Raw genomic sequence first — 12,097 nt, 5'->3', positions numbered from 1 at the left:
GGTCTGGATTTTTACACAGAAAAATGTAGTTTTTTTTAAAATCAACATCTATATTTAGCAAATCGATTAATTAAATGATTGACTAATTTATCTGCATTTGTAACAAAACTGCTTTCCACAATATCTGTGGATAACTCTGTGATTATCTGTGAAATGTAATCGTAACATGGCGTTTTATAAGGGTTTTGTAAAAATCGTATAAATAGTAATCATTTAATTTTTATTATAAAAATCAATAGGTTATGATTGGTGTTTAGATTGCTGTGATTTATCAGGCATACTTAATGTAAAGCTTTAAGTGGTGTGAATAACTTAGCAAAATTTTGATTGATATTTAAAAAATTGCGTCTAGTAATATCAATCACTTACAAACTATTTACTCGATTGTTACAACTTCCAACCACAAGCCAAGTTCAAATATTACAAATTTTATATACTAGTAGTGCGAATGTTCGCGTCGCCAATTCCATGGTGCAACAGGCTTTTTATCGGCCCAAAGTCCTAACATATGCCTGTGTGCAATTTTTGCAGCCTTCTCAATTGTAGTGTCGCTAGAGTATTGGGCGTAAAACCAAGCTAAACCATGCTCGGCTAAATAATAACTGGCATCAATGCCATTACACTCTAATTTGCCTAAGGAACGCTGATATTTGTCTATACCAGATATTCTTGCTGTGACAGTAATGTTTTCGCCTTTACAAAGCTTCATGAGTGCGCGTCGGGATTTTAAGCCGTAACTTTGGTTGCGCTCAGGCGCATCGATGCCAGATAGGCGTAATTTGAATTCATCTTGTGAGTCGTTTGAGCGCAGCTTTACTGTGTCGCCGTCATACACATAAGTGACAGTGTAAGTGCTTTCTTCAGCTAGGCATGTTGTGATAGAAAGACATAGGCAAATACAGGTGAAGCAAATTCTAGATATCAACGTTGAGGCTCTTTACGTGACTCACTCATTGTCTAGTAGGCTGTCATAGTTAGAAGGTTCGAGTACTGTGGGAATAGGCTCGACTTCCAAGTTCGTGTGGTCTTTGCTGTAATGTAGACCTCGACTCTCTTTACGAGAAATGGCGCTTTCAACAATGAGCTCAGCCACTTGCAATAAGTTACGCAGTTCAATTAAGTCGTTGCTGATTTTGAAGTTGCTATAGAACTCATATACTTCATCGCGCAGCATGTGAATGCGATGTAGGGCGCGGCTTAGTCGCTTGTCGGTACGTACAATGCCCACGTAGTTCCACATAAAACGGCGCAGCTCGTCCCAAGTATGTGTAATCAGCACCTCTTCGTCCGCATCGGTTACGCGACTCTCATCCCAATAAGGTAATTGTGGTGATGGTTTTGCTGGTTGGCTGAGAATGTCTTTTGCTGCCATTTGACCGAATACCAAGCATTCAAGTAGCGAGTTGCTGGCAAGGCGATTGGCGCCATGTAAGCCTGTACAAGCAGTTTCGCCCACAGCATATAGGTTTGCAATATCTGTGCGACCTTTGTCATCTGTCATGACGCCACCGCAGGTGTAGTGCGCTGCAGGCACCACTGGAATGGGCGTTTTGCTGATATCGATGCCGAATTCTAAACAGCGTTTGTAGATATTGGGAAAATGTTCTTTGATGAAAGATAAAGGTTTATCAGTAATGTCTAAATAGACACAATCTAAACCGCGTTTTTTCATCTCAAAGTCAATGGCGCGTGCTACCACATCACGTGGTGCAAGTTCTAGACGCTCATCGTGGTCAAACATGAAACGCGTACCATCGGCAAGTTTTAATAATCCGCCTTCGCCACGTACGGCCTCGCTAATCAGAAATGATTTGGCATGTGGGTGGAATAAGCAAGTTGGGTGGAATTGTATAAACTCCATATTCGCCACACGACAACCTGCGCGCCATGCCATGGCAATCCCATCACCTGTGCTGATGTCTGGATTCGTGGTGTAAAGATAAACCTTACCTGCGCCACCTGTAGCTAAAATAGTGTTTTGCGCGGCTATCGTGAGTACTTTGCCTGTGCTTTTATCTAGCACGTAAGCGCCTAGGCAGGTGTTATCGTCAGTGGGTACAATTTTTGAACTATCCACTTTGTTTTGATGGATTTTACTCGTGGTAATCAAATCAACTGCAATGTGATATTCCATTAAAGTGATGTTTGGATGTTGCTTCACTTTATCTGAAAGCGTCATTTGCACTGCGTGACCAGTCGCATCTGCCGCATGAATAATACGGCGGTGACTATGTCCGCCTTCTCGCGTTAAATGGTAGCCAGAGTTGTCATGCTCGCGCGTAAAGCCTACGCCTTGCTCAATCAGCCATTCAACAGATTCTTTGGCATGCTCCGCGACCATTCTCGTCACCGCTTCATCACACAAGCCGCCGCCCGCGACTAAGGTATCTTGTATGTGATTCTCTATCGAATCTTCATCATTAAGCACAGCAGCAATGCCGCCTTGTGCCCAATCACTTGCGGTATCGTTAATGCTACGTTTGCTGACTAAACAGACATTCTTATGTTCTGCGGTTCGCAACGCTAAAGTTAAGCCCGCAAGGCCGCTGCCAATAATGAGTACATCAAATTGCTGCATAGTATTTTTAGTATGAATTTTGAATAAATGAAATGCTGTTTTGAAACAAACTCTGGAACTAATGAGAGTGTATCGCTGTCTTTAAAATAGGCAATAGATAAGCTCAAATAAACGTAGTAAAACAGTAGTAAACAATTGAATTGTAGTTTTGTGTCGTTGCTGAGAGGAAACTTAATGATGCGTATAGGTAATATAGTCGAATTTACTCAACTAAACTTAGTACAAAGTTTAGTACAACCCACTGTGCAAGGTTATACTGCGCAATATGAAAAGAGTGTGAGTGAGAAAAACACAAATGAGCTTACAGACAAGCAGACTGAACCTAAAGGAAACCTAAGCCTAGTGGCCGTTAATCCAACATCTGGAAATCGCGAAATTGACCATGAGCTGGTGCTACGCGCACAGCGTGGAGATAAGCGCGCGTTTGGTATGTTGGTTGATAAGTATCAGCGTAAGTTGGCACGTCTATTATCTCGTATGGTGCGCGATCAATCTGAAATTGAAGATATCGTGCAAGATACCTTTATTAAAGCGTATCGCGCATTACCAAATTTTCGTGGCGATAGCGCCTTTTATACTTGGCTGTACCGTATTGGTATTAATACCGCAAAAAACTACTTAGTTTCTATGGGTCGCAGGCCAACCGTCAGTACAGGCGTAGAAATTGAAGATGCTGAAAACTTTGAAGATGGTGATGAGTTGCGCACGATGGAAACGCCTGAGTCATCCATGATGACTAAGCAAATTGCGCAAACAGTGAATGACACCGTAGCAAGCTTGCCTGAAGAGTTGCGCACTGCTATTACCTTGCGTGAGATCGAAGGCTTAAGTTATGAAGAAATCGCAACGATTATGAACTGTCCTATAGGCACAGTAAGATCACGTATTTTTAGGGCGCGCGATACAATCTCACTCAAATTAAAACCACTTTTAGATACGCCTGATAATAAAAGATGGTAGTGAGATTTTAGAGTTTACTAAAAAGAGCTTGGGGTTAGCATTCAGTAAAAGTTGTCTTTTTAAGATACAAGGGTTGAGATTAACGCATGAGATTTTGGAGTAAAAAATGACTGAACAAATATCCGCACTATTAGATGATGAAATTGCCTTGGAAGATGCAGAACATTTGATGGCAAATATGCAGACTCACGGCCACGGTGGCGAGGTTTGGAGTCAGTATCACCTAATTGGAGATGTGATGCGCGGTGCAAATGCGTTGAGCCCTAACTTTAAACAAGACTTGATGGCTAAAATTGATTTAGAACCCACCGTGCTGTCGCCTAATGCAGCTTGGATGAATGAACCTAAAGCATTTAACGAAACCAATGAGTTGAATGAAGCCCGCAACAAAAAGAAAGCTTTAGATGTGAAAAGTAAATTGCCTGCGACTAACTTGCCTGTCGTATGGTCGGTTGCTGCTTCATTTGCAGCGGTTATGGTAGTGGGTTGGATGGTATTGCAAACTCAAGTTGGCAACCAAGCTGCACCTGCTATGGTTGCTCAAGCCGCAATTTCGCAAGAAGTGACTACATTACCTGCAGCTAGTGAACAGGGTGTACCAGCTGAATATTTAATGGCACATCAAGCTTCTGCGCCTTCTGCAAGTTCATACTATATTCAATCAGCGAGTTATACAGAATAATGCGAATGAAAGGGTTTGTTTTAGCTTGCTTGTTCGCCAGCGCGTTATCTAGTGCGAGTCAGAGCGTGCTAGCAGCCAGCGATGACGAAAAATGGCAGATACTGCAAAAAGCGGCTTTAGCTGCCCATGCTTTAAGTTATCAAGGTATTTTCGTTTGCCAGTCTGGTCAACAATCTAAATCTGTTCAAATTAAACATTTTTTTGATGGGCAAAATGAATTCGCCCGCAATGTCCTGCTCGATGGTTCTCCTCGCGAGGTGCTTAGCCAAGGTGGCGACTTAATTATTTATAATCCTAAAAATGAAAAAATAGTCATAGAAAAACGTAGGGGGCAGAATATGTTTCCGGCAGTTCTGCCTGCAAATCTAGCGGCTGTGAAACAAAGTTATACCTTGCGGACTGGCGACATTGAGCGTGTTGCAGGCCGTGAAGCACAAGTATTGTTTTTAGAACCCAAAGATGACTTACGTTACAGTTATCGCTTTTGGATAGATACTGAATATGGCCTCATATTGAAATCGGTGATGTTTAATAACCGAAATGAAATGATGGATAGTATTTCGTTCACTCAGCTTAATTTAGTTAACTCTGTTGATTTAGATTGGTTTAAACCAAAAATTGATAGTAAGAAGAACTATGTGATGGAGGATGAGGCTCCAGCGCAAGCGGATTACAATCCTAGCCCGCATTGGATGCTAAAGGAGTTACCGGCAGGGTATCGTAAAGTGGATCAAATGTTACGTATGGTGCATGGTAAGCCTTTACCGATCACACATGTTGTGTTCTCAGATGGCCTAGCGTCTGTGTCGCTGTTTATTGAGCCTGTGACTAATGGTGTTAAACCTAGGGCCGGTCATAGTGTCGTTGGTAATACTAGTTTTTATTCCAGTGTTGCAGGTTATCTGCAAATTACCGTGCTGGGCGAAGTGCCGGAAGCTACCGTTGCAGCAATTGCAAACTCGGTCGTGTTTATTAAATAAATCATTACCCATCAACTACCTATACAGTTTAAATTCTCATTAAAATTCATTAAAAAGTAATAAAATATTGCCATGATAGAAGAATACGCAATAGTAACAAAGTCAGCAGGTACTACCGCTACACTAGAAATAGAAAGGCGTACTGCATGTGGGCTTTGTGGTCAGAAGCGTGGTTGTGGTAACGCCACTTGGGGCAAGATGCTTGGGCATGATAGCCATGATTTTACCGCTGAAAATCAAATCAACGCTCAGGTAGGTGATAGTGTCGTGGTTGGAATTGATGAGCAAGCTGTGCTCAATTCTGCATTTTTTCTATATGTAGTGCCGCTGGTAGGTTTGTTAATCGGTACGCTTGCGGCAGATTACTTATTCAAAAATCAATTTTATGTGATCCTTGGTGCGGTGTTGGGTTTAGTGCTTGGGTTCTTGTGGGTTAAAGGTCATCTGATTGGCCATGATAAATCTGGTGTGGCATTTAGTAAAAAGTATCAGGCGGTTATTTTGCGTTTAGCGGATGATGAGGCTGGGCTTAATCATTCAACGCTTGATAAAACTTAAAGCTGCCCCAATTGTAGCTGTAAGTTAGGTGGAAGCTTAATAATTTAAATTTAATGTTATTAAGTTTCATCATGTTTATAAATATTAAACGAGGTGAATAGATGTTAAGAAATTGGATTACTGTCATTGGTTTTGGTTTAATTGCCGCGATAAACACAAGTGCCTACGCAAAAGACCTGCCAGATTTTACTGAGCTTGCTGAAAAGCACGGTGCTGAAGTTGTAAATATTAGCGTCACTCAAAATGTACATGCTGACCCAAGCGCCATGCCTTTTCCGGGTATGGAGGGTGATGAGCAGATGCAAGAGTTCTTTAAACGCTTTGGTATTCCAGGCATGCCGGGTCAAAGCGCTCCACAGCAAGATTACAAATCACAGTCGTTAGGTTCAGGTTTTATCATTAGCAGCGATGGTTACATACTCACGAATGCCCACGTAGTAAGTGAGGCGGATGAGGTGATTGTTAAGCTGTTTGATAAGCGTGAATTTAAAGCCAAAATTATTGGTACAGACAAGCGTACTGATGTGGCGCTAGTTAAAATCGAAGCGACGGGTCTACCTAAAGTAATGGTTGGTGATCCAGCTAAGTTAAAAGTGGGTGAATGGGTGGCTGCGATTGGTTCGCCATTTGGTTTAGAAAACACCATGACAGCTGGGATTGTCAGCGCGAAAGGGCGTGCCTTACCTCAAGAAAACTTTGTACCCTTTATTCAAACTGATGTCGCGATTAACCCAGGCAACTCAGGTGGTCCTCTATTTAACTTGGCTGGTGAAGTTGTAGGTATTAACTCACAAATCTATAGCCGCAGTGGTGGTTCTATGGGCTTATCGTTTAGTATTCCGATTGACGTGGCGATTGATATTTCAAATCAGTTGAAAGCTTCTGGCAAAATTACCCGCGGCTGGTTAGGTATCGCTATTCAAGAGATTACTAAAGAGCTTGCTGAATCATTCGGCATGAAAAATACCAATGGCGCATTGGTCGCGAGTGTTGAGAAAAATGGTCCTGCAGATAAAGGTGGTTTAGAAGCAGGTGATGTCATTACTAAGTTTGATGGCAAAGCCATTATAACTTCAGCTGATTTGCCACGTGCTGTTGGTGCGACTAAGCCGGGTAAGATTGCTGCGGTTGAAGTGTTACGTAAAGGTGCTGTTAAAACACTGAATATGGGCATAGGCGAAATGCCAAGTGAGACTGCAGAAGCTGCACAGACTAGCAAGCCGGCACCAAAAGCTGAAGCTAACAAAATTGGCCTCACGCTAAAAGAGTTAACGCCACAACAAAAGAAAAAGCTAAACGGCAAAAATGGCTTGCTAGTGGTGGACAGCGCTGGCGCTGCGGCTCAAGCGGGTATTCGCCGTGGCGATGTGGTGTTAGGCTTAAATAATAGCGAGTCGCAAAGTGTAGATTTATTCAATAAGCAGATTAATGCTATCGCTATTGGTAAGACGGTTGCTGTATTAGTGTTGAGAGGTGAAAACACTCTGTATGTGCCGATTAAAGTGACCAAATAGTTTGGAAATTATTAGCGTTGTTTAATAAAAAAGCCGCTTTAAGCGGCTTTTTTATTTTGATTGAATCCAGCGTCAAGTTAATTGTTATGGTTTGTTATTTTTCATTCGAATGTCCAATCACGCCTAAAAATGCCCTCACTAATCCGTAGGCAATCCAAGAAGCAAAGCGTTTGAATATATTCCCGCGCGTCCAGTGTTGTGGATCAATGCGAAGTGCGCCATCTTCGATATTGGCTTGAAGGTCAGCCCTAAGTTCGTTAGCAAATGTTGTATCTTTTACCACAACATTCGCCTCTCTCGCCAGTAACAAGCTAAATGGATCTATATTGGAAGAGCCGACTGTCGCCCAAGCGTCATCAATAACCGCCACTTTGCTATGCATAAAGCTTTTGCGATACTCGTAAATCTCAATACCTGATCTTAAAAACTCGCTATAAAAAGCATGTGTAGAGAACATCAGGAAATATTCCATGCGTCCCTGTAATAATAACTTGACCTTAACGCCACGTTTAACAGCAGCTAATAATGCTAGGCGAAATCGTCTGCCAGGTACAAAGTATGCATTGGCGATAATAATTTCAGATTTAGCATGGCCAATGGCATCTAAGTATGCATCTTCAATATCACTTCTATGCAATACATTATCGCGAAGTACCAGTGCCGCTTTAATATTGTGTTGTTGAGAGTCTGTCAAATTCATCAACTTCACGGTTTTAGCTATGACTAGATTAGCTCGTCGCATATGTATCCAAGCAATTCTCCGCCAAAGCTTTTGCACGTTAGCAAGGATGACAGGTAATAATTTTCCTTCAATTCGCACAGCGTAATCAACGCGAGGCGGCACATTGTTTGGGGCATTATTAGGTACGTCATAATCATCAATAATGTTAATGCCGCCAACGAAGCCAATGTGTCCATCAATCACGGCAATCTTCTGGTGTAAGCGGCGTAAGCGCCTCTTTTTAAGTGACCACGGTGATATTTTGGGTCGGTAAAACATCACTTGCACACCTGTTTGTTCAAGCTCTTCTACATAGCTTTTAGATAAATCTTTGCTACCGAAGCCATCCAATAAAATGTTGACCGATACGCCACGTCTAGCCGCATTCTTTAACGCATCACCAATCTTTACACCAGTGACGTCGTCCTTATAAATATAACTTTGTAAGTATATTTCTCGAGTCGAGTTCTCTATGGCAGCCAAAAGTGCAGGAAAATACTCAGTGCCACTGCGTAATAATTGAATTTGATTGCCATCAATAAAATAGGTCATATTTTAGTGAGTGTTGCGGTGAGAATTGCATGGTCTGAAACTTTTAAAAAGTGCGCGCCTGAATGCACTTCTACATGCTTTACGTTAAAACCACGGACATAAATACGGTCTAGTCTGAGCATTGGTAACCAAGCAGGAAAGCTCTTGGCAGGTTTGCCCGCATGATGTTCAAATACCTCATGCATGTTTAAGCGTTCTGCAAAAATGCGTCCAGTACGCATGCCCCAATCGTTAAAGTCACCCGCAATAATCAAAGGCGCGTTGGCTGGAATGTGCTGTTCAATATACTCGGACACCGATACCAATTGTTGGCGTCGCCATTGTGCAAATAAGCCTAGATGCACGCAGACTGCATGCAAGGGCTCATCCCAAGTCGGGATATTGATTTCACAATGTAGCATGCCCCGTTGTTCCGTTGCATGAGCAGAAATATCCTGATTATTAGTTTTTATAATCGGGAATTTTGAGAGCACCGCATTACCATGATGGCCAGCAGGGTAAACTGAATTTTTTCCATAAGAGTAGTCAGACCAAACTTCATCAGCTAGAAACTCCATTTGGCCGGAAGTAGACATAGACGCAAAGCGCTCTGTGTGTTTGGTATGTACATCTTGTACTTCCTGCAAGAAAATCACATCGGCCTGTAGCTTTCGTAACATGTCGCGCTGAAGATGCAAAGAAAAACGGGCGTTAAAGTGAGTAAAACCCTTGTGAATGTTGAAGGTAGCGATGCGTAGCGTATTTTGCAAAATTGACTTTACCACTCATATAGTTGATTGAGTTAATCATACTATAAAAGTGTGGGGGCATTGGTTAGGTAGCGAACATTGACTAAAAGTGAATGTACTGTGTTTATCGATATAAACGTTATAAAATGACTTTTATAGATCTATTTTTTAACCTACGACATGAGGTGAATGATGAAAATGAATCATTTAATTTTTCTTTCAACCTTGATGTTAATGTCGGCGAGTTTTTTGAGTTATGCAGATAACGAAATAAGCGATAAAGAAACAGGCTGCAAAATTTGGAATTCAAAATCGCTAGTGGGGTATACCATCAGTTGGGCTGGGCAATGCAAAAACGGTAAAGCTGACGGCACGGGCAGTCTGCAATGGTTTTATAACAAGCGTCCAGAAGGGCGTTACGATGGTGATTATGTCCTTGGTAAAATGCAAGGCCATGGCACATATGCCATGGATGATGGCAGTCGCTATATAGGTGAATTTCAGAATAATCTGCGTAGTGGTAGAGGGGCTTATCTATGGGCTGATGGCACCCGTTACGAAGGCGACTATCAAAACAATATGATGGATGGAAAAGGCACTATTTACTGGGTAGATGGCAGTTACTACGTGGGTGAGTTTCAGCAAGATAAAAAATTTGGTTTTGGCAAATTAAGTTTAGTACTCAATAATCCATATATCAAAGAATTTGCAGATTCTGGTAAATGGATTGGTAATTACTATATTGTCGAAGGTGTTTTTGCCGACGATGACTTAATTGCTTCTTGTCCGAGTGAGGTTGCTTGCATAAAACAATTAACACAAGTCATGCAGGTCAACGGTCGAATAAATGCAAAAGTTAAAAATTAAGTCCATATTGCCAATTTTGAAGGTAACTCCACAATTAATTACAAACTAATCAAGCATTTGTTGTAAAATCACGGCTATTGTGAAAAGGCGCTTCTGGCGCCTTATCTTTATTTATAAAGCAGTAATCTAAAGTATTAAAAAGCTTAAAAAGACTAAATGAAAAATATTCGTAACTTCTCCATTATTGCCCACATTGACCATGGTAAATCTACTTTAGCTGACCGTATTATTCACCTTTGCGGCGGACTAGCTGACCGCGAAATGGAAGCGCAAGTACTTGACTCTATGGATATTGAGCGTGAACGCGGCATTACGATTAAAGCTCAAACAGCCGCACTACAATACAAAGCTGACGATGGACAGATTTACAACCTTAACCTCATTGATACACCAGGCCATGTGGACTTTAGTTATGAAGTTTCGCGCTCCCTTTCAGCTTGTGAAGGCGCGCTATTGGTAGTGGATGCCAGCCAAGGTGTAGAGGCGCAAAGCGTTGCTAACTGCTATACCGCGCTTGATTTAGGCGTTGAAGTGACTGCCGTGTTGAATAAAATCGACTTACCATCCGCTGACCCTGAGCGTGTGATGCAAGAAATTGAAGATGTGATTGGTATCGATGCAAGTGATGCGGTGCGTTGTTCAGCCAAAACAGGCTTGGGCGTTCGCGATGTCTTGGAAGCCGTCATTAAAAAAGTGCCGCCACCAGTAGGTGATGTGACTAAGCCACTAAAAGCGCTAGTGATTGATGCGTGGTTTGATAATTATGTGGGCGTAGTAATGTTGGTGCGTGTGATAGATGGCGTATTAAAGCCAAAAGATAAGATTAGATTAATGGCGACACATGCAGAGTATTTGTGTGAGCAAGTTGGTGTTTTTACGCCAAAATCGTTACAAAAAACTTCGCTATCTGCAGGTGAGGTAGGCTTTGTCATTTCAGGTATTAAAGAGCTTGCTGCTGCTAAAGTAGGCGATACTGTGACCTTAGCTGGTAAGCCAGCTGCGGAGCCATTGGCAGGTTTTAAAGAAGTGAAGCCGCAGGTGTTTGCTGGGCTTTATCCAGTTGAATCAAACCAGTTCGAAGCGCTGCGCACTGCGCTTGAAAAGCTAAGCTTGAATGATGCAAGTTTACTATTTGAGCCAGAAAATTCTACAGCCTTAGGTTTTGGTTTTAGATGCGGCTTCTTAGGTTTGCTGCACATGGAGATTGTACAGGAGCGTTTAGAGCGCGAGTACGACATGGATTTAATTACCACCGCGCCAACCGTGGTGTATGAGTTGCTACTCAAAAGCGGTGAAGTGGTGCAGATTGAGAATCCATCACGCTTACCGGAGCTATCACGCGTAGAAGAAACGCGCGAACCAGTCATTAATGTGAATTTATTGATGCCGCAAGATTACGTAGGGCCAGTGATGACCCTATGCAACAATAAACGCGGTTTACAGAAGAATATGCAGTACATGGGTAGGCAAGTGATGCTCAGTTATGAGATGCCACTCAATGAAGTGGTGTTGGATTTCTTTGATAAATTAAAATCAGTGTCACGTGGTTATGCTTCAATGGATTACGAGTTTTTGGAATTCCGTGCGGCAGATTTAGTGAAGCTTGATATTATGGTAAACGGCGAACGTGTAGATGCGCTGAGCATGATTGTTCACCGAGGAAATAGCGTACGTCGTGGTCGCGAAGTAGCAGCTAAAATGCGTGAACTGATTCCACGTCAAATGTTTGATGTTGCTATTCAGGCTTCGATAGGCGCGAATATTATTGCGCGTGAAACTGTAAAAGCCATGCGTAAAAACGTGATTGCGAAATGTTATGGTGGTGACGTATCCCGTAAACGCAAATTGCTTGATAAGCAAAAAGAAGGTAAAAAGCGCATGAAGCAAGTGGGTAACGTAGAGATTCCACAAGAAGCATTTTTAGCTATTTTACGTATTGAAGATTAAGTTAAGTCTA

Annotated in this window: 11 protein-coding genes; 7 read left to right on the top strand and 4 right to left on the bottom strand. The window is 42.1% G+C overall.

Annotation, left to right across the window (positions count from 1 at the left end; genetic code table 11):
- Window positions 1-436 precede the first annotated feature (436 nt).
- Window positions 437-925 carry a thermonuclease family protein gene (locus M301_RS09925; protein ID WP_013148642.1) on the bottom strand — a complete coding sequence of 163 codons (489 nt, stop codon included), beginning with the start codon at window positions 923-925 and terminating at the stop codon, window positions 437-439.
- 21 nt (window positions 926-946) lie between these two features.
- Entirely contained in the window at window positions 947-2,578 is a 1,632-nt protein-coding gene (nadB, locus tag M301_RS09920) for an L-aspartate oxidase (protein WP_013148641.1), read from the bottom strand.
- Between the two features lie 342 nt (window positions 2,579-2,920).
- Here nadB and rpoE point away from each other — a divergent pair, with 342 nt between their 5' ends.
- The 5 genes from rpoE to M301_RS09895 all read left to right on the top strand — a co-directional run bounded on the left by rpoE (window position 2,921) and on the right by M301_RS09895 (window position 7,272).
- Complete coding sequence (rpoE, locus tag M301_RS09915; protein WP_041360059.1) at window positions 2,921-3,538, top strand: RNA polymerase sigma factor RpoE; 618 nt, start codon at window positions 2,921-2,923, stop codon at window positions 3,536-3,538.
- Between the two features lie 106 nt (window positions 3,539-3,644).
- Window positions 3,645-4,220, top strand: coding sequence for a sigma-E factor negative regulatory protein (locus tag M301_RS09910; RefSeq protein WP_013148639.1), 576 nt, complete (start codon window positions 3,645-3,647; stop codon window positions 4,218-4,220).
- 5 nt (window positions 4,221-4,225) lie between these two features.
- Complete coding sequence (locus tag M301_RS09905) at window positions 4,226-5,200, top strand: MucB/RseB C-terminal domain-containing protein (protein ID WP_041359443.1); 975 nt, start codon at window positions 4,226-4,228, stop codon at window positions 5,198-5,200.
- A gap of 72 nt (window positions 5,201-5,272) precedes the next feature.
- Entirely contained in the window at window positions 5,273-5,758 is a 486-nt protein-coding gene (locus M301_RS09900) for a SoxR reducing system RseC family protein (RefSeq protein WP_013148637.1), read from the top strand.
- Between the two features lie 101 nt (window positions 5,759-5,859).
- Window positions 5,860-7,272 carry a DegQ family serine endoprotease gene (locus tag M301_RS09895; RefSeq protein ID WP_013148636.1) on the top strand — a complete coding sequence of 471 codons (1,413 nt, stop codon included), beginning with the start codon at window positions 5,860-5,862 and terminating at the stop codon, window positions 7,270-7,272.
- A gap of 94 nt (window positions 7,273-7,366) precedes the next feature.
- Here M301_RS09895 and clsB read toward each other — a convergent pair whose 3' ends face one another.
- Both clsB and M301_RS09885 read right to left on the bottom strand, forming a co-directional pair.
- Complete coding sequence (gene clsB / locus M301_RS09890) at window positions 7,367-8,545, bottom strand: cardiolipin synthase ClsB (protein ID WP_013148635.1); 1,179 nt, start codon at window positions 8,543-8,545, stop codon at window positions 7,367-7,369.
- On the bottom strand, window positions 8,542-9,294 hold the full coding sequence (locus tag M301_RS09885) for an endonuclease/exonuclease/phosphatase family protein (RefSeq protein WP_013148634.1): 753 nt from the start codon (window positions 9,292-9,294) through the stop codon (window positions 8,542-8,544). The genes clsB and M301_RS09885 overlap by 4 nt, the downstream gene beginning before the upstream one ends.
- A 177-nt stretch (window positions 9,295-9,471) precedes the next feature.
- On the opposite strand from M301_RS09885, the gene M301_RS09880 reads away from it, so the two are divergent.
- Together M301_RS09880 and lepA are read left to right on the top strand one after the other, a co-directional pair.
- Entirely contained in the window at window positions 9,472-10,140 is a 669-nt protein-coding gene (locus M301_RS09880; RefSeq protein WP_190274923.1) for an MORN repeat-containing protein, read from the top strand.
- Between the two features lie 156 nt (window positions 10,141-10,296).
- Entirely contained in the window at window positions 10,297-12,087 is a 1,791-nt protein-coding gene (gene lepA, locus M301_RS09875) for a translation elongation factor 4 (RefSeq protein ID WP_013148632.1), read from the top strand.
- Window positions 12,088-12,097: the final 10 nt, after the last annotated feature.

Origin of the sequence: Methylotenera versatilis 301, assembly GCF_000093025.1 — a bacterium.
Taxonomy (GTDB): domain Bacteria; phylum Pseudomonadota; class Gammaproteobacteria; order Burkholderiales; family Methylophilaceae; genus Methylotenera; species Methylotenera versatilis.
This window is presented reverse-complemented; position numbering and strand designations above follow the sequence as displayed.

What these genes read in the sequence shown, in the direction of transcription:
- clsB (WP_013148635.1), bottom strand. Translation starts at nt 8,545, where the DNA reads ATGACCTATTTTATTGATGGCAATCAAATTCAATTATTACGCAGTGGC.
- M301_RS09895 (WP_013148636.1), top strand. Translation starts at nt 5,860, where the DNA reads ATGTTAAGAAATTGGATTACTGTCATTGGTTTTGGTTTAATTGCCGCG.
- lepA (WP_013148632.1), top strand. Translation starts at nt 10,297, where the DNA reads ATGAAAAATATTCGTAACTTCTCCATTATTGCCCACATTGACCATGGT.
- nadB (WP_013148641.1), bottom strand. Translation starts at nt 2,578, where the DNA reads ATGCAGCAATTTGATGTACTCATTATTGGCAGCGGCCTTGCGGGCTTA.
- M301_RS09880 (WP_190274923.1), top strand. Translation starts at nt 9,472, where the DNA reads ATGAATCATTTAATTTTTCTTTCAACCTTGATGTTAATGTCGGCGAGT.
- M301_RS09910 (WP_013148639.1), top strand. Translation starts at nt 3,645, where the DNA reads ATGACTGAACAAATATCCGCACTATTAGATGATGAAATTGCCTTGGAA.
- M301_RS09900 (WP_013148637.1), top strand. Translation starts at nt 5,273, where the DNA reads ATGATAGAAGAATACGCAATAGTAACAAAGTCAGCAGGTACTACCGCT.
- M301_RS09905 (WP_041359443.1), top strand. Translation starts at nt 4,226, where the DNA reads ATGAAAGGGTTTGTTTTAGCTTGCTTGTTCGCCAGCGCGTTATCTAGT.